The sequence below is a fragment of the Vibrio sp. 99-8-1 genome, from assembly GCF_013114595.1.
Classification (GTDB): domain Bacteria; phylum Pseudomonadota; class Gammaproteobacteria; order Enterobacterales; family Vibrionaceae; genus Vibrio.
Window position 1 is genome coordinate 170638 of the sequence record NZ_VTXE01000003.1, and the last position, 18445, is coordinate 189082.

An 18445-nucleotide genomic window follows, 5' to 3' on the forward strand; every position below is an offset into this window, starting at 1 on the left:
GTTAGCTCTCTATGTTTTTATTTATCTGTCTTTAATTATCTGTCTTTAATTATCTGTCTTTACTTATCTAGCTTTTTGGATAGTCGTTCTGTAATGATCACTTTATGATCGTTCGTAAGGTCAATAGCCCATTGCTCGCGGGTGGTTATATCAATTTGTCCACCTTGCAGAGTTTCCGCTGTAACGTTTAACGTCATTAATACTTTGTGGGCAGATTTCGTTCCTTTCTCAATCACCATATCAGTAACAGTATGCTTGATGGTTCCCGGCTTAAGAACTTTACGAATGCCTTCAATCCACTCAACAAACCCTTCATGTGCTTTATAAATTACACCGTCCATATCGAAATGTGTGTCGAGGGTAAAGTGCGCAGTGAAATGGCCATTTTCTTCCAAATCGTCTGAGGCGGGGAACCAGTCCGTCAGTAGGAAATCTTTAATACAGTCTTCTTCTGAAAACTCGACAATTTCTTTTACAACACCTATCAGTTCATCTGCGTGCTTTTTCGCTCTAGCCGTTACCGATTTTTCACTGTGATAGATTCCCGGAACATAAGCCATATCGTGACTTCTCACCGCTCTGTGCCAGATCATTCTCGCTTTCAAAGCGGTCTCTTCAAATGGAGCAAGTAGACTATCAATGTAGAAATGGTTAGCACCGCCCGGTTTGTAAAAAGAGTCACCGCCACCAGCAGTAGTAGAAATAATTAGGTGTTTTCCAACCAGAGCATTGCCGTTTGGCCCGTAAGCCCAACCAAATTGCAGCACTTCATCTAGATAATGTTTAAGGATCGCAGGGGAGCTATACCACCATGGGAACTGAAACACAATAACATCTGATTCTTCTAATGCTTTTTGCTCAGCAGCAATGTCGATCTGAAAATCTGGGTACATTCTACTGATGTCACGGATATCGGCGTTAGGTATCTGGCTATCAATTTGTCTGATGATCTCTTTATTGGCATATGATTGCTCAAAACGTGGATGAGCCAGAATGACAGTGGCTTTTTTCATAATCGTTACCTTAATTTTATGCTGTTAAATCGGTTAGAAATATCTGCGAGTATTATGGCGTTCACGACAATTACAGGTAGCCAGATGTTGGTTAAATCTGATTCAACCGTTGGTTGTAGATAACAGGAAGTTGGATTGATATGTATCAAGGTAATAGCTTAATAATGGTTTTGGTCTGTCCGCTGTTCTTTGCTTTCAACTTGAAGTTGAAGGTAAATCAACGTTTGCCCATCTACACGGTGAAAAACAAACGATGAATAATAAGTGCAACTCATAATGAACAATCGGAGATAAACATGAAAAAGGTCCTAATTCTTGGCGCGACGGGTTTAATTGGTAGCGCAGTATCACAACTGCTTGAAGGCAGTGCTGAGGTTGTTAAAGCATCTTTTAACCATCCAGAAAACCCTGTAGATATTGCAAATCCTGAATCATTAAAAGCGTTGTTTGCTAAAGTAGGCAAGGTAGATGGAATTGTTTGTGTTGCAGGTATGGCGGACTTTATACCGTGGGAACAAGCTGATGATGCCAAATGGCAGTTTGGCATTGAGAATAAAATGATGGGGCAAATTAACACTATTCGTTACGGTGAAGAGTATGTCAATGATGGCGGAGCGATTGTGCTTTCTACCGGTGTTCTTGCTCAATATCCGTTCCCGGGAAGTGGTATTTTGACTACTGTAAATGCTGCGGTTGAAGCGGCAATTAAAGCCTCTGTTACAGAGATCGAACGTGTTCGTATAAATGCCGTTTCTCCGGGTTGGGTTGCTGAAACAATGGTTGCGATGGGTATGGATCCTGAGCCGGGTCTACCAGCAAAAGAGGTTGCTCAGTATTTTGTAGACTTAGTTGAAGAGAGCACCAGTGGAGACATAGTGGTTGCTGCTAAGTAGTTTTCACTAACGGTAATAATCCGCGTTTATAGAAAACAGTCACCATGGTCTTGGTGAGTGATTTTATTCGAAAACTTGAATGGAACATCGAGTATATCTAGAAGCCCGACATTGATGTCGGGCTTCTAATGAAATGGGATAATTACTCACCGTTTAGTGTTAGCTTACTAAAAGTGACACTGCTGTAATCGCCATTTTTCTTGTCGATGGAAAAATCGCCAGTTCCTGCGCAGCCAGTGCCCCAAACAGGGTGAGAGTCACTAGCGCTACATTGACCATAGGCGCCAGCTTTAAAGTAGAACATATCTTCAGCATAACCGTGTTCAAAGTCTTTTTCGTCCACGGCTTTACTTAGATCTACTGAGTAGGTTACGGGTTCATGACGTTTTGTTTCAAAAGTCAGGTTCATCATTGTGCCAACCACTTGGATTTTATAACTGAACTCTTCACCAAGTGCGATTCCTTTTTCTCCGGGTTCATTTTGATTTTCCCAAGTATTTCCCCAGACAGGATAGGAAATATCGATACGATTAGGATCTTTTTTCGCTAGGTTACGCTCATAATTCCAGAATACTGAGCCCATCTCATGGCCCGGAAATTTTTTGTAGAAAATCTTGATGGGTTCGTTGCCGTGTCCATAGCCTTTACCTTCTTCTATACGGGCGTTAACTTTTTTTGCATGAATTTGGCCAACAACAACGGAGTACGCGGGTTCTTTTTCAGGGAACTTTGCATGCTGTGCAACATGATCCACTTTTAATGTCGCTTCTAGTGTTCCACCGATGCGGTTGTGATCAGCGGCTTTAGGGTGGCTTGATAATGCCCAGTGATTTTTTAAGTCGCCGGTACTCACTGAAAAGTCGGCACCACGGGGCATTTCACGAAGTTCTGAACGAGCATTCTTGGAGTTTTTTGTTGTGACGGCTTTGTTGTGCACTTCAAAAACGAGATTGCCTTTGTCATTGAGGAAAAAGAAATCTTCATGTGAGTAACTTAACATTGCTACCCCTTCAATTTCGTCAACGCGCCCATCTTGGTTGATATCTGAAGGTATGGTGATCTTCCAGTTCCGCATGTCGAACTTGTCAGCAGGAACGGGATGTGAAACACCATTATTTATCGCTATCCCGTTGTCAGCGCTCACAAGGGGAGAAAAAGAGAGAGTAGCAAGAAGAGTAGCGGTGAAAATGTTCCTATTTATCATGTGTAGCTCCGTTTTTATGAATAATATAATAATACATATTATCTAGATTCCATTAGCTGTTAAGAAAGCATTGTTTGAGATGCACAGCTGATCACAAATTATTTCTTGTCAGTTTCATTGGTTTTTTAGCAGGTTATTAGGCTGGATTGGTTTTAATAAGTCGGAAGTGAGGATTAGTGATGGGTTTATTTGTAATACATAATCCTTGTATGATTCTATTGAATGACGGACCAATGCCTAGTACGAGCCGCGTCATTGATGCTGCTTTTACCGATGAACGAAATAGTTACGGCTACCAGTCTCGTAGTGTGATACGTAGTGAGGACTTATTTTATTTTTCGACAATTAAAGCTCTTCACTTTTTCTGAATATGCCTTACATTAACTAAACGAATGGACATAGTCTCAATTGAGCTTAAGTAGAGTAATGGTAATGCCAGACATCCAAAAACTTTCCCAGACATTTCCCATCATTAATCAGCTTATCGCACTTGAAGAAGTGAGTTGGTTTAATCCAAATATCACCAGCCTTAAAGAGGGGTTGCCCTATGTAGGCTTGGATGCAACTGATATCCAGCAAGCAAGTGATCGATTAATGCGATTTGCTCCCTTTATAGCAAAAACGTTTCCTGAAACTATGGAAAGTCAGGGGATTATTGAGTCTGACGTTGTAGACATTCCATTAATGCAAGCCAGCTTGGCGCAGCAGTACGATACTGCCATTTCGGGACGATTGATGCTGAAAAAGGATAGCCATTTGCCTATTTCTGGTTCAATTAAAGCCCGTGGTGGTATCTATGAAGTACTCACGCATGCAGAGAAACTGGCAATAGAAGCGAATTTGCTCGCCACAACTGATGACTACAGCAAGCTGGCGACGGATGAATGCAAAGCGTTTTTTAAACAACATAGCATCGCGGTTGGTTCAACAGGCAACCTTGGTATGTCAATTGGTATTATGAGTGCTAAGTTGGGCTTTTCTGTTTCGGTTCATATGTCTTCCGATGCGCGAGAGTGGAAAAAAAGAACGCTCCGAAAACATGGTGTCAATGTCATTGAGTATGATGAAGATTATGGCGTGGCAGTTGAACAAGGCCGTAAGGAGGCGGAAAGTGATCCGAACTGTTTCTTTATTGATGACGAAAACTCGCAAACACTTTTTCTCGGTTATGCCGTGGCCGGAGAACGAGTAAAGCAGCAGTTTGAGGATTTAAACATCAAAGTAGATAGCGAGCATCCGCTGTTTGTATATTTGCCTTGTGGTGTAGGTGGTGGTCCCGGAGGGGTGGCGTTTGGATTAAAGATGGCATTTGGCGATCACGTGCACTGCATTTTTGCTGAGCCGACACACTCTCCTTGTATGTTGCTTGGTGTGCACACTGGTTTACATGACGGCATCTCAGTACAAGAAATTGGCATTGATAATATCACTGCGGCGGATGGTTTAGCGGTTGGTCGCGCTTCAGGGTTTGTGGGGCGTGCGATGGAACGTTTGCTTGATGGCTACTACACCATAACCGATGAGCGTATGTATCAGCACCTTGCACAATTGAGTGAGTTGGAAGATATTCAACTGGAACCTTCTGCCCTAGCGGGATTAATCGGCCCGATAAAAGTGGAGCAAACCCGAGAATACAAAGAGCGTTTAGGGCTAGAACCGGACAAAATGAAGCATGCTACGCATCTGGTTTGGGCAACCGGAGGAGGAATGGTTCCTGTTGAGGAGATGTTGTCGTATCTCAATCATTCTGCAGATTAACCAAGTGACCTGAAGATTAGCTAAGTGGCCTGAATATTAGCTAAGTGATAAAGCGCGTACTAGAAACCGCGCTTTCATCTAATTGTATAAGGCTAGCTAACTGCGCTAATCGAGATCTTGTTTACAGCGTATGTATTAATATGTGTTGCCTGTTAAAAGCAGTAACTATTTATCACGATGATAATACTGCCAAAGAAATAGTGCCCCAGCACTTTGCCAAGGGGACCAATGCTTAATGAGCTCTCTTGCCTGTTTTGCAGTGGGTTTAGCTTCGAGCCCTTTTAACTCCCCCAGTGCAATCAGCAACCCTAAATCGTCAGCGGGAAAGATGTTTTGTCTGGAGAGGGAGAAGAGTAGGTAGATTTCTGCGCTCCAACGCCCAAACCCTTTTAATTGAATGATAGACGCAATCGCCTCTTCGTCACTGAGTTGTTCAAGCTCCTCAATATTAAATGTGCCACTGACCACTGCTTCTGCTAAGCCTTTGGCATATTCTACTTTTCGCCAAGATAATCCGGCCTCTCTTAACTGCTGATCTGACACTGCTAAGAGGTTTTGAGCGGTAACATCGCCAAGCAATAACTCAACGCGTTGCTGTATTGCCGCGGCAACTTTTATTGATAATTGCTGGCTGATAATGGTGGAAAGAAAGGTTTCAAAGCCGGGAGGTCGAGTACGTAGTGGTGGCAGTCCGATCTCTTTATATGCGTTGGCAATGTCTTCATCGACATTACATAGCGCAGTCATACTTTGGCGAAGCGTTTCATCATTCATAATGAGTGTTTATTTGCTGGTGTTAATTCTTATTATGCTAGTGGATTTTTATTGGTTGTAACATCTGATTTTTGCAACATAGCGCATTTAAAGCCGACTATTTTAAATTAGGTTGACCAGAATCGGATGGAACAAGAGTGTAACCTGAGGTTTAATGACAGTACGAAACATGAAAACGGGCTGATAAATATGTTATCTGAAATCGAAATGGAACAGGCTATTGCTAAACGTGATAAATCGGCTGATGGACGATTTGTTTATGGCGTAGTGACAACATCGATTTTTTGTCGACCTTCATGTTCATCTAAGCCAGCAAAAACGGAGAACTTACGATTTTTCTATGAGGTAGAGCAGGCCATGTTAGCCGGGTATCGACCATGCAAACGGTGTTGTCCTGCTGGACGCGATGAGAAAATGGACTGCCTAATTAAAGTGGCCAGATATATTGAGAACCATGGTGATGAGCAGATGACTTTAACATCGCTGGCTGAGATGTTTGATTTGTCCTCATCTACTTTACAGAGAAAGTTTAAACAAGCATTCGGAGTCTCTCCAAAGCATTATCAAGATGCAGTTCGGATGGGACATTTCAAAAGATCGCTAAAAGAAGGTGACGGTGTAACAGAAGCTATTTTTGCTGCTGGATTTGGGTCCATAAGCCGAGTTTACGGCGAAGCAACGCGAAATATAGGTATGTCTCCAAAAGCGTATAAAGACGGAGGGACAGGAGAGGTCATTCATTATGCTGTCCGTCAAACTCAGTTGGGTTTTATGCTAATGGCCGCAACAGAGAAAGGAGTCTGCTTTGTGCAGTTTGCTGATGATGAACCGGCGTTGCTCACTCAACTGCAAGTGGAGTTTCCTAAAGCCCAACTTACGCTCTCTTTAGCCAAAGATAGTGTTGAGCTAGACCATTGGATTGACGCTCTAGAGCAACATATTGATCAAGGGGCACCAAGACCTGAGCTGCCTCTGGATATTCGCGGAACGGTATTTCAGATTCAGGTGTGGCGTTTTCTATTAAGCATTCAAGATGGAAGTACCGTCAGCTATGCGGATGTTGCAGTTGGAATAGATAAACCTAAAGCAGTTAGAGCGGCGGCTTCTGCTTGTGGAAAAAACAGAATTGCTGTTCTAATCCCGTGTCATCGTGTGCTAAGAGGCGATGGCAGTTTGGGTGGTTATCGTTGGGGGCAGGAAAGAAAAAAAGAGTTGCTAGAGAAAGAGAAAGCCATAACGCCCATAAAGTAAGTCAGCTTTAGATAATAGTGCATTGATCTAAAGCTGCTACCGGCATCATCTGCCCAGTGTTAACCCACTTTGGTCATTTCATTGAGAGTAAATTCCTTCACCAGCCCCTCGGTTGCCGCTACGTATTTTGCTATGTGGGCACTCTCTAAGTGAGCTTGTAATAACTCGCGAGATTCCCAGTTTTCATAAAAAACAAAATGTGCTGGATTCTCATTGTTTTGGTGAAGGTCGTAAGTGATACAACCTTTTTCTGCGCGAGTAATGTCAATCAGCTTAAGCAGCTCTGCTTTAACGAATTCAACTTTGTCTTCATTGGCAATGATGTTTGCCACTATGGTTAATGCTGTCATCAGTATTTCCTATACAGGTATTAAAGTGTTTGTTTAACTGAGGAAATAATAAACTTAATATATTAAGAGATACAGCTTACTGACAGAATCTTTATCTCATTGCTATTTGACGTTGAGAGAAGAAGGGAGGAAAAAGTGCAAAATGGAGTGAGCATTTTGCACTTTACATTTAACTATGCGTACTGCTTAACCAGTTGATTCCACAGGATACGTTGTTGTTGAACACGCAACTTGATTTGCTGGTACTCAAGCTTAGCAACGCTGTGTTCATAACGTTGAGATAGTTTCTCTTTGTTGTATGAAAGTAGCTTTTTCTTAACTGAATAGTACTCACTCATGTGAGAAAAGAGCGTATCAAATTCCTCTTGTAGCTTGGTGACTATCAGTTGTTGGTTAGGACGAGCTTGCAAATTGTTTTTCGCTTTGCTTAATAAAACAAGTGCTTTCGCTTTTTCAATTTTAAGCTTAGGCGTTACCCGCAAGTTTTTTGCCAAACCTAGCCAGTGACAACTTTTAATTAGCCATTTGGTTGGATCGTACTGCCACCATAAGATGCCGTTTCGGTAATCTCCCTCAAAGATATGATGGAAGTTATGGTACCCCTCTCCAAAGGTGAAAATCGCGAGAATGCCGTTATCTCTAGCGGTATTTTTTACCGTATAAGGCTGCGTTCCCCAAATGTGAGCGAGAGAGTTGATGAAAAAAGTAGAGTGGTGGCTAAGGAACAGTCGAACGGCTCCGACAATAAGCAGCATACCGATAATATCGTTGTAGATTATTCCCAGCGCAAGAGGAATGCCGATGTTGGTTAATACCGCCAGTGCCAAATAGTATTTGTGCTGCCACATAACAATATGATCTTTTTGCAGATCTCGGCAGTTTCTATAGTCGGAGTAAGTGGCGTGGTTATAGTTGCGAAGCATCCAACCAATATGCGAGTACCAAAATCCCATTTTCGCAGAGTAGGGGTCTTTATGGTTATCATCGACAAATTTGTGGTGTGGCCTATGGTCGGAAGACCAGTGCAAGGCACTATTTTGCAAAGCGAATGCCCCGCCAATTGCGTAGATCCAACGCAGAGAGGCATGAGCTTCATAGGCTTTGTGAGCCCATAACCGGTGGTAGCCAGCGGTTATAGAAAGGTTGCAAAAGCTAAAGGTTATAAAGAACCAAATCGCGTGAGACCATCCGTAACCATTGTAGTAGCCATATATAGGAGCGGCGACCAATGCCAGCAACGCGACCGACAGAAATACAATAACATTTAACCAAATTAAAGGTGGTTTACTACTCGAATCCATTTTCCATATGCCATTTGAGTGAACAGTTGTACGCTAGAATATCAGCGTACAACTGTTCACTCAACCTGCAAGCCACAAGTTTTTGAGTTAAGTCTTATTCTCATGCAATCCATATCGAACAACTTGCGTAACCTTATTAACTAAGCTTTTTTAACGTATTTTGCGGTGACCAACATCTCACCAGCACCATCCAATTTGCAATCTAATTGGTGATCCTTTCCTTCGATAATACGTTTTATTACGCCTTTGGTGCCTATTTTAAGGTTGAGTGAACTGCCTTTCACTTTGAGATCTTTCACTAGCGTAATTTTATCACCCTGTTCGAGCTGCTTTCCGTTGACATCATGTACCGTAAATTGATTTTCAGCTTCTTCAATTGGGTTCCACTCATAGGCACATTCAGGGCAAACGAGGTGAGCTTGATCTTGATAAACATACTCAGAGCGGCAATTGGGACAAGGAGGAAATGACATTATTGGTGACTTCTACTGGTTAATTTGTTTGGTATTTTAATGAATTGCTGTGCTCAGTCTATTCATTATTCGAGGTGAATTATCTATAGAACACCGTCAGTATTACAGCCAGTACAGGAAGCGGATGATATTTTCTATCTTCTTGGTTCATATGCATAGCATCAGTTTACGTTCGACACCTAACAAGTTTTGCCTAATGTTGAATCTGTTTGGTGATAGATTGCATTTTTTGTTGAACCATAACAGTTGGCGTTTTTGAGGTGGCATTGCCCCATTCCTTACTAGGGATGCCAATTTGCCGATTTCAACTTACTGAATAGTTTTCAGTCTATTCGAGTAATAAAGGTTTGCTCGTCATCCACAAAAGCCACAAAACCGTCGCAATAGATAAACACTCGACCACGCCCCTCAACTAGGCAGGCAAGCTGTGGATTCAAATCTTCTTCATTATCCGGGCTTTGAAAAGTGCCAGTATCGGTGATTACGCCGTTGAGTGTAGGCAAATATCCATAAGTGCGCTTGGCTTGATCAATCAAGCTCAATTCGCTGGCGGTAGAGAAGCATAAGGGGATCGCACCGGCATCTTCGATAAATAGAGTTTTCAGTTCTTCAAAAGCTGTAATCACCAGCCAGTCGATACCGTTTACATGATGGATAAACATAGAGTTTCTCGGTAATTCTGATGCGGAGATTCTATCATTATCAGGAGCAGAACGTAGTAGAGATTTAGTTGTTAAAGATGAAACTCTCAGGTTGTAGACCTAAATACAGCCATACTTCGACCACCAACGAAGTATCAAGAAATCCGTCTGTTAATATGACCAAATCAGTTGAGCCAGACCAAAGAGAAATAAAATATGATTGCTGTAATTTTTGAAGTTCAGATTGCTGAAGGTAAAACAGCAGAATACTTAGCTATTGCCAATGAAATAAAATCACAATTAACAGACATTGATGGTTTTATCTCCGTTGAACGCTTTCAAAGCCTGACTAATGAAGGAAAGGTGCTATCCTTATCGTTTTGGGAAAATGAAGACGCGATTCAAGAGTGGCGTGCATTAGAGTCGCATAGATTTGCACAAATTAAAGGGCGCGGTGGCGTATTTAAAGACTATAGATTGAGGGTGGCGGGCGTTATAAGAGATTATGGCATGAACCATCGCTCTGAAGCCCCTAAAGATAGTATCGACGCGCATGGATGATATAACGAAATTGATCATTGTCACCAGTCACTATACATTGACTGCATCTACCATAGAGTCATAGGCGCCCTAAATTTGAGCAAGCAAGATAACCTTTCAGGTGAGCTAGAAAACTACAGTCAAGAAGCCGACATGGCAGCACTAGCGGCAGCCATGTCTGATACTTCAAGGATGAAGATTCTATGTGCCCTTATGGATGGAAGAGCTTGGACAGCAACGGAGTTAAGCGCTGTTGCTGGCATTGCAGCATCGACAGCCAGTTCTCACCTATCACGTTTGGTAAAAGCGAACCTATTGATATGCTTATCTCAGGGACGGCATCGATATTTTCGTTTGTCTAACAACAACATAGCCTCCTTGCTGGAAGGTATGATGGGAGTGACTTTTCAGGCAAATAATCCTGCGCGCTCGAAAGTTCCTGAAGAACTACTGACAGCAAGAACTTGCTACGATCACTTAGCTGGAGACATAGCCGTAAAATTGTACGACTCACTAGTTTCAAACGGTTGGCTTGAAAATGATGGTAGTGATCTAACCGTGCAAGGGAAAGCCAAGTTTCTAAAGCTCGGTATTCGCCTCGAAGTAAAAACTAAACGTAAAAAATGTTGCCCATGTTTAGACTGGAGTGAGCGAAAGTATCACCTTGGTGGATTTTTAGGATCATCGTTACTCGAATTTCTTGAAACCTATAATTGGATAGAACGCGTATCGGGATACCGTGAAGTAACTATTACACCTAAAGGTTATCAAGAGCTAAATCATCACTTTCAGATTAGCAAGTAAAGCTTCTAATCTCATTTATGTTGCTTCTGTTCAATAGTGAGCTAGCTCAGATTTTCCCCAAAACGTTTTAGCGGAATGATTCCCATTAAAATGCTGAGCTTCATTTTTCCTTAGAAAATGTTATCTGAAATGCGTGCGCAAATTGGTCAGTTGATGCCGTGCCAATACACGGGCAGTTACACCAACGGCAACACTGAATTGGTTCACCTTGATGCAAGACCAGGGCGAAGTGATCCAAGAAAGACAAAAACGCCCTCCAAGCGATTCTAAGTTATGAAAAATGCAAAGCCCTTGCTCATGTCGTGAGCGAGGGCTTTCTTTGGAATTAAACGTCGTTTAAACGATTTCAAACAGGGTTAATCATTGAAACTAGCTTGCCTAACTTTAGCACGCTCAACATATTCTACGGCTTTATCTAAATACCCTAGCAATTCAGTAATTTTTCCTTTCTGTAAAGATGTATTGAGGGACTTATGAGCTACCTCGAGTTTTTCTTTTAATTGCCTAACAACATCAAACTCTTCAGAGAGGTAATCGTAAATGTTAGATATTTTATACCGAGCCTCCATATATTGACCAAAAACAATAGTATCGTAGCGGCTCCAATTACTGACAATCCCATCAATCACAGCGTCTAATTCAAAAGAATCAAGGAATGGCTTGGTGTCATACTTTTGATAGATAACATGACTGGATTCAGTCCACGATTGAACGAACTGTTCCTGAAGTGCATTTGATTCCTTAAGTGAGACTGAACGAAGAAGTATTGGTTTAACCTCGTTTTGAATATTGGATACCTCGGTGCTATAAAAGTTGCGTGAGTAGAATCTGCTAAATGAGTGTAACTCACGTGTGAAGAAGTCCTGTTGGTAACAAACAGTACGTGCTTTTTTTATTGCGTCGCTAGAGCTTCCATATACGTAATCGTGGTCAATTAAGTAAATCCAGGTGTCTAAAGCGTTGAACCACTTATAAAATGGTTTAGATTTGCCTTCAAAAACGAAAGTTTCCAATTCTTTAATATCGTACTGAAAATCTTTTTCATTCATGGTTTCAAAATTTAACGAAATCAGCCTATCTATTGGATTGGACTTTAAAGGGAGATTCAGTTCTTCAATAGGGTTTTCTGGGCAGTCACTGATTCCAAGAACGAGCTTTATCATAGCGGGTGGAATGCGTCCTCTGGGAGATTTAATAATACTCGTTAATAAATCTAAGCGTTCGTCCTCTTGGGGCAATTTAGTTGCTTCAGAAGGTTGCTTTCGTTTCTCAATTAATTTTTTGAACTCTCTTGCCTCAGATTCAACGTTTCCACACAGCTCGTCGAATTTAAAACCGTGCTCATAATGCGCATGACAAATTCTAGCTACGGCGTCGATTAAAACGGCATTTGCAGCCTGGCAATCTACGTTTTCTTGGGACTCAATTAAAGATTTTATTTTGGCATAGCGTTGCAATATACGCTGCACAACTCTAAGGTTCGTTAACTTTAGCTGTTCCACAACCAGCGTAAAATGTCGCTTTATTTCCTCATTCAAAAGGTCGGGGTGAACTTCGCTAACAAAGTTAATTATGTCTGTCGTTGTCGGACTGATATGAACTTGGTCTAAAAATGTCTTCTCTAATAAATCAGTGTTGTTAATTTGGTCTTTATTCGCAATTACTACCACCCAAACATTAGTATTGTTTTCAGCAAAGTTTAAGCACTCTCCTAAAACCTCCGAAACCAGCTGTTCGCTAGAAGCTCGCTCCAGATCATCAACTACGAGAATTCGATTATTAACTTTAGAAAGAAGCTTATGTTTAATGGGTTTAGTCAAAGCGTTCATAGCACCTAACGTTGTTCCACTGTCTCCAGCTATTGCACTCGAAGCTCCGACTATATTTTTAATGTATGCCCCAACACTCATTGTTGAACTAACCCCTAAACTAGTACTAGCTAGAACACGATCTCTAAAATCATCTAGGGTGGACAACCCGAACAAAGATATGTAGTGAGTTTTCTTATCCGAAATTTTGTTAAGCTCGGGAATGAGTTTATGTCTAGCCAAATGTGTTTTACCACTACCCCAAGGGCCTGATAGGAGAATAATTGATGCAAAGCTTCTATCTTCTAGACAGTCTTTAACTTGTTGGCAAGTTCGTTCCATGATTCAATTTTAGTTGTGAAATTTAACTTATATTACTGCCTAGGCTATGAAATAGCTAAATACCGACATCCAATAACCAACGTTAATCTCACCTCACCCCACAAAAACGTAATCTGGCATTCAAACCACCACTTGTATGCCAGATATGACCATCAAAACTTACCTTTTTGCTACCTGAACTAATCTGAAAAAAGGTACTTCCGTGAAAACGAAACTCATTTGTGTCCAGAACCTTCACAGTTGGCACTTTGTAACTCGAAAGTGCCCCATTCGAAGTTACGACTAGCTGATTAATTACTTCGTCGTCTCGTGATTGGAATTACTATTGGTCATACTTAACGTGACCATTATACTGATGTCTATTCGTGCGGTAATCAGGGAGCAAGTTTTGAAATTTACATCCAAATTTAGTAATTCTCAGTTCCTTTTTAATCCGATCTGTATCAGTGATGCATTCACTTTGTTTAACGCAGCTAGTTCAAACAAGTTTCCTTCCTCACTACCATTGGCAAAAATTGAAACTCTCAAAGAAGCAGAAAACTGGTGCTCAAACCGAGTTTTAGATTGGAGAGCTGGAAAGTGCTATGTTTGGTCATGCAGCCGTCGATTGGATTCAGTAGTTGTCGGACAGGTTACTCTACTTCCAAAGGAAGATTGTCTTGCTTTAGCCTACTGGGTAAATCCTGAATTGTGGGGACAAGGAATCGCAACTCAAATGTGCGAATCATTACTCTTTCATATTCAAAGTGAAGGTTACCGAGGTTATGTGTGGGCAGGAGTCCATAGTTGGAACGTTAGAAGTGCCTCCGTTCTGAAAAACCTTGGTTTCAAAATGATAGGTTCTAGCGGTGGAAGTAATGTTGAGTACAACTTATTAATCAAGTGAAAACGTAAGGTTACTCCAAATATTCGCAGTCGCAACATGCTTTCCTGATCTGGATTAGCGAGGTATGGTTAAAAATTTTAAGAAGTTATTGCCCCATTGTGTGCTAGCTGTCATGAGTGAATAACCTTCAGCAGGTCATTTTTTCTATAGATAATCTAATGAAAGGCTAAAAGTAAGGCTTGACCCCGTTCACCATAAGAAAGCGTAGGAAAGAGGAGAAATTCCTTCTTTATACAAGTTATTGCTTGCTTTGATGCTGGTGTTATTGTCAGTATGTGCATTATCTGACTGATAGCATTGATAAAAGGTGCTAGTGTTATCTGCGACAAAAGCGTGATATGAGGATAAAGTCCATGTTTAATCAAGGAATCTTTCCTCTTAATAAGCTGTATGCATTAATAAAGGATTACGATGACTTTTCCGATTGAACTAAACTCAACTATTCAAAGCCACAATGGATCATATCAACGAACACTATCGATCAGAGGTGGACTAACCGTACTAATTGGACCGAATGGAAGCGGAAAAACACATCTCCTGAGAGGTATTAAAAACTCATTACCTGCTCACATCACCGGAAAAAAAGTAAGGTTTGTTTCTGCGGGCCGAATGGGATCTTTGGAGGCCTTTAGGTCTGATACTGACGGCCATAGATCAGGTCGAATGAGATTTGATGAAGCTAATTTCGGTTCTAAGAGTGATGTATCAAGAAGGCATAACATTGAAACCCTAAATGGTGATTTTCAAACGCTTTCTGAAAGGGCTGACATCCTTGTAAAAGTACAAGAACGATTGAGAAAATTATTTAAGCGTGACTTGATTATCGAATGGGACGGGGGAACTCTAAAAGTCGTATTTGCACGGTTGGATAATGATACACAGCCATATTCATCAGGAAGAGAGGCATCTGGTTTACTTCATTTAGTTGGTATTCTATCCGCTCTATATGATGATGAAGTTGGAGCGCTGTTATTGGATGAACCAGAAGTATCCCTTCATCCTCAGCTTCAAGCATTTCTTCTCAATGAAATCGTTGAAGCTTCAGGTCATCCAGACGAAGGCGGTTTCAAAAAAATTATCATAATGGCGACGCATTCAACTGAAATGCTCAAAATCTCTAAATGTGAAGATCTTTCCTCGTTAGTATTTTGTCATGATTTAGACACGCCCCCCGTCCAAGTTGATCCTTCGGCTGGAGAGTTGCAAAACAGAAAGCTACAAACTTTAGTGGCTAGATTAGGGCAAGAGCACAAGCTGTCATTATTTTGTAAGCGTCCACTTCTTGTTGAGGGGCCTTCTGATGTTTTGCTATGTAGTTTTCTATCCCATAGATTGGAATACCACCTAGAAGCTGCTGGCTCACAGATATTACCCGTTATAGGAACGGGTCAAATGCCTGTTGTATCCAAGTTCATGAAACTATTGGGTAAAAACCCTGTTGTTCTTGCTGATGCAGATGCATTTGCAGATGGACTTGAGTTAGCTAATAACCTTCTTAGTGACTGTGTAAAAGCTGATCAGAAAGCTGCCTTATCTGGGGCCTCATCTGCCTCCAGCCTTGTATCGAATGTTTATAGAGACTTCTGCAGTTTGGTAACCGAAAAGTGGGATGAAATATCTAGCCAGTCAACGCAACACCCTTACTGGATTAATAAGAAAGATATTGATGAGTCGCTAGCTAAAAGGCGGTCATGTTTTTCTACTATATTCGAGCTTGATGAAAGTGCGTTATCAGACTTCGAATCAGGATCTGATTGGCTAGCAATGAAAAGACGACTAGAGGCAGCTCTTGATATTTTAGAGTTGGCCGGTTGCTTTATTCTTAGGCGCGGAGCTATTGAATCATATTATCAATCATCAGATCGGCTTACCTCTGCTGGTAAACCTAGTGCGGCTGTAGATGAAATCGATTTCTTAGAAAATGAAAGCAATGAGAATATTGTCTCTTTCGTTCCAGAGATCGTTAGATGCATTGAGTATGCTTCGCAGGGCGAAAAAATCAATGAGGCAGAATCTTTGAGGGATGTACTTCTTTCAATCGCAGCGCCAGCAATGGCCAAGCTAAATTCAGGTACCAATACCCAAGACATTAGAATTCTGGCTAAAACTATTCTTAGAGAAAGAGCGGCTATATTTGACCTTGAGATAGAAAATAACAAGCTGGTAATTAAAATGAATAGCAAAATACTTAATGTCAGCGGTTTTCCGATGTCCTTCGATCCAGGTGATGACGTGGTTCGAGTGATTGAACAATCCTTACAATCCAATGCATAACAAGTTGCTGCACGCGGAAAAATTACTCGCTGCGCTCCCTATTTTCAGGTGAGCAAGGCGTTAGGTGAAACTGAAGGATTAGTGTATGTACGAACAATTAAGAAAAGAATTTGAAAACAAAGGTATTCCACTTGATCGAGTTGATCTTTTTGACCATCCCAACTTTCTAAGAGCTGAGCAGCAAGACGCTAGCTACCTTGTTAAATTTGCCCAATTTGTGGCTGAACAGCCTTATTCAGTTGATTATTTAGCTAAAGCAGAAAAGATTATCGAAGATGTCTGTGCCATTTTAAGTTCGGAACTGATTGAGAACGGGCGTAAGGGAGCTTGCGCTGATATCGCTGGTATACTATCGAGAATACTGGAACTAAAGGGGGTTTGGAGTTGCCCAATTAAAGGTTCGTCAACTATAAACTTCCCTGAGGGTTCTAATGAAGAAACCACTTATTTTTGGTCTGTAGACAGTTCCAGTGCATTTGCAGGGCATGCTTGGGTGTTTGCTCCCCCTTTTGCAATTATTGATATAACACTTAAGCAACAACCATACTCTGGGGATAAAAAGAAATACATTCCAGAAATAATTTTGGTCAAGGATGCAAATAAATCTCATAGTAACGTTGAAGATATTATTAGTCCTGAGGCTAGACTGTATATGCAGATGCAAGGAATTCCTAAGAGAAAATCCCTAGATTTTGCAGCATCTCAATTGAAGCCTGTTCAAACTTCGATACCTGCTTGCAATGTTTTGATTGAAGGTACAGATATTAAATATTCACCAGTTGCGATATTTGCGACTGATAGTGGCTTACCCTCAATGACCAACATGCAGTTTAAAGGTAAATCGCCATACGAAATGTATAAGCACAAAATAGAACAGCAAGTTGGCAGCATCACCTAACAAACGTTTAGACTTCAAGATACTTTTTCTAATATCACCTTAATGACTTTGAGCGTTATCTCTAACTAACTTTTGTCCAATAATGTGTTAGGGGAGTGTTAAGCAGCCGTGTGATCAATAAGCAATTCTGTCATTACGTTAACTACCGAAGGATTTTTATAGGATTAATTTTATGTCTGTTTCTAACTTGGCCTTGAGAGGGAACACAACCGAAAATTTAATCTGGATTATTGGTCTGGTTAGCGGAATTTTCCTTAAACTCCAAACGCTGTTCCAAGCGGGAGAAATAACTGTCAGGAAAAGGAGTAGCTGAAGATTCACCCACACCATCAAATAGCACCACCACATCGGTAATATTGTCAGGGGAGCGGATAACCCAGCCATTTGGATCGGCGTTTCGTCTGGGGTTACAATTGTCGTACATATCTACACAGGACTTGCTATAAAAAACCCTTACTCTGGGGCCATCGACAATGACTTCGATGGTTCCATAATTACGATGGTAGTTTTTATAATAGTTATCCATTACCCTGATCTTTGCTTCCGCATCTTCTGGGATCTCTGCAGAGATAACGTGATAAGAAACTAAGCCGCTGTTGGGTGTTGGGTTTCCCTTTGCCCAGTAGCCTTCAATATATGCCGGAGCCGACATACGCCCACCGGTAGACATTTTACCAGTGTCAGACCAAGTAGTAGAATGGCTCCGATAATATAAGCTTTAATCATTGCTATACACCTCACGTAACAGGCTATTGTTCCTGCGTATTCGTCGCATGGTTAGCGGAGTTTTTCTCAAACTCTAAACGCTGTTCTAACCGGGAGAAGTAACTGTCAGGAAAAGGAGTAGCTGAGGATTCACCCATACCATCAAACAGCACTACCACATCACGGATATTTCGGGGATCTTTTACCACCCAGCCATTAGGGTCTGCATTCTTTTTGGGAGTACAGTCATCAACCACAGAAAAGCAACTCTTGGTATAGAACACCCTGACTCTGGGACCATCGACAATCACCTGTATTGAACCTTGTTTGCGATGGTAGTTTTTGTAGTAGTTATCCATTACCTTGATTTTAGCTTCAGCGTTTGCGGGGATTTCTGCGGAGATATAGTAATAAGACTCAAAAGGATAATCCCAGCCCTTAGCCCAGTAGCCTTCAATATATGCTGGGGCAGACATGCGTCCACCAGTAGACATTTTACCGGGATAGCCGCTGACTGAGCCCATGGACAC

Annotated in this window: 18 protein-coding genes; 8 read left to right on the top strand and 10 right to left on the bottom strand. The window is 41.4% G+C overall.

Annotated elements, in window-relative coordinates; genetic code table 11:
- Positions 1-59: 59 nt before the first annotated feature.
- Positions 60-1013, bottom strand: coding sequence for an NAD(P)H-dependent oxidoreductase (locus tag F0227_RS02625; RefSeq protein WP_171751602.1), 954 nt, complete (start codon positions 1011-1013; stop codon positions 60-62).
- A gap of 296 nt (positions 1014-1309) precedes the next feature.
- Between F0227_RS02625 and F0227_RS02630 the strand changes: the two genes are divergently transcribed.
- Positions 1310-1906 (top strand): short chain dehydrogenase, encoded by a 597-nt coding sequence (locus F0227_RS02630; RefSeq protein ID WP_171751603.1) that lies wholly within the window; start codon positions 1310-1312, stop codon positions 1904-1906.
- Between the two features lie 142 nt (positions 1907-2048).
- On the opposite strand, the gene F0227_RS02635 is transcribed toward F0227_RS02630, so the two are convergent.
- On the bottom strand, positions 2049-3110 hold the full coding sequence (locus tag F0227_RS02635) for a polysaccharide lyase family 7 protein (protein WP_171751604.1): 1062 nt from the start codon (positions 3108-3110) through the stop codon (positions 2049-2051).
- Between the two features lie 426 nt (positions 3111-3536).
- Here F0227_RS02635 and F0227_RS02640 point away from each other — a divergent pair, with 426 nt between their 5' ends.
- Positions 3537-4868 (top strand): D-serine ammonia-lyase, encoded by a 1332-nt coding sequence (locus F0227_RS02640; protein ID WP_301338340.1) that lies wholly within the window; start codon positions 3537-3539, stop codon positions 4866-4868.
- 165 nt (positions 4869-5033) lie between these two features.
- On the opposite strand, the gene F0227_RS02645 is transcribed toward F0227_RS02640, so the two are convergent.
- On the bottom strand, positions 5034-5642 hold the full coding sequence (locus F0227_RS02645; protein ID WP_171751606.1) for a DNA-3-methyladenine glycosylase: 609 nt from the start codon (positions 5640-5642) through the stop codon (positions 5034-5036).
- Positions 5643-5831: 189 nt separating this feature from the next.
- Between F0227_RS02645 and ada the strand changes: the two genes are divergently transcribed.
- Positions 5832-6893: a bifunctional DNA-binding transcriptional regulator/O6-methylguanine-DNA methyltransferase Ada gene (gene ada, locus F0227_RS02650; protein ID WP_171751607.1), complete on the top strand. Its 1062-nt coding sequence runs from the start codon at positions 5832-5834 to the stop codon at positions 6891-6893.
- Positions 6894-6952: 59 nt separating this feature from the next.
- Here ada and F0227_RS02655 read toward each other — a convergent pair whose 3' ends face one another.
- From F0227_RS02655 to F0227_RS02670, 4 genes are all read right to left on the bottom strand, one after another.
- Positions 6953-7243 (bottom strand): putative quinol monooxygenase, encoded by a 291-nt coding sequence (locus F0227_RS02655; protein WP_171751608.1) that lies wholly within the window; start codon positions 7241-7243, stop codon positions 6953-6955.
- A 173-nt stretch (positions 7244-7416) separates the two neighbouring features.
- A complete protein-coding gene (locus tag F0227_RS02660) occupies positions 7417-8544 on the bottom strand; it encodes a fatty acid desaturase (RefSeq protein ID WP_171751609.1) in 1128 nt (375 codons plus the stop codon).
- Positions 8545-8684: 140 nt separating this feature from the next.
- A complete protein-coding gene (locus F0227_RS02665) occupies positions 8685-9017 on the bottom strand; it encodes a zinc ribbon domain-containing protein YjdM (RefSeq protein ID WP_171751610.1) in 333 nt (110 codons plus the stop codon).
- 323 nt (positions 9018-9340) lie between these two features.
- Positions 9341-9679, bottom strand: a complete 339-nt coding sequence (locus F0227_RS02670) for a cytosolic protein (RefSeq protein WP_171751611.1) — start codon at positions 9677-9679, stop codon at positions 9341-9343.
- A gap of 195 nt (positions 9680-9874) precedes the next feature.
- Here F0227_RS02670 and F0227_RS02675 point away from each other — a divergent pair, with 195 nt between their 5' ends.
- Complete coding sequence (locus tag F0227_RS02675; RefSeq protein WP_171751612.1) at positions 9875-10219, top strand: antibiotic biosynthesis monooxygenase; 345 nt, start codon at positions 9875-9877, stop codon at positions 10217-10219.
- A gap of 132 nt (positions 10220-10351) precedes the next feature.
- Entirely contained in the window at positions 10352-11002 is a 651-nt protein-coding gene (locus F0227_RS02680) for a winged helix-turn-helix domain-containing protein (protein ID WP_171751630.1), read from the top strand.
- 356 nt (positions 11003-11358) lie between these two features.
- Here the strand turns inward: F0227_RS02680 and F0227_RS02685 are convergent, their stop codons facing one another.
- Entirely contained in the window at positions 11359-13152 is a 1794-nt protein-coding gene (locus F0227_RS02685) for a P-loop NTPase fold protein (protein WP_171751613.1), read from the bottom strand.
- A 388-nt stretch (positions 13153-13540) separates the two neighbouring features.
- On the opposite strand from F0227_RS02685, the gene F0227_RS02690 reads away from it, so the two are divergent.
- The 3 genes from F0227_RS02690 to F0227_RS02700 all read left to right on the top strand — a co-directional run bounded on the left by F0227_RS02690 (position 13541) and on the right by F0227_RS02700 (position 17210).
- A complete protein-coding gene (locus tag F0227_RS02690; RefSeq protein ID WP_253822013.1) occupies positions 13541-14038 on the top strand; it encodes a GNAT family N-acetyltransferase in 498 nt (165 codons plus the stop codon).
- 411 nt (positions 14039-14449) lie between these two features.
- Positions 14450-16312 carry an AAA family ATPase gene (locus F0227_RS02695; protein ID WP_171751614.1) on the top strand — a complete coding sequence of 621 codons (1863 nt, stop codon included), beginning with the start codon at positions 14450-14452 and terminating at the stop codon, positions 16310-16312.
- Between the two features lie 85 nt (positions 16313-16397).
- Positions 16398-17210, top strand: a complete 813-nt coding sequence (locus F0227_RS02700) for a hypothetical protein (protein ID WP_171751615.1) — start codon at positions 16398-16400, stop codon at positions 17208-17210.
- A gap of 217 nt (positions 17211-17427) precedes the next feature.
- Here F0227_RS02700 and F0227_RS02705 read toward each other — a convergent pair whose 3' ends face one another.
- Positions 17428-17862, bottom strand: a complete 435-nt coding sequence (locus tag F0227_RS02705; RefSeq protein ID WP_171751616.1) for a hypothetical protein — start codon at positions 17860-17862, stop codon at positions 17428-17430.
- Positions 17863-17959: 97 nt separating this feature from the next.
- A partial coding sequence (locus F0227_RS02710) for a hypothetical protein (protein ID WP_171751617.1) occupies positions 17960-18445 on the bottom strand: 486 nt, incomplete at its 5' end.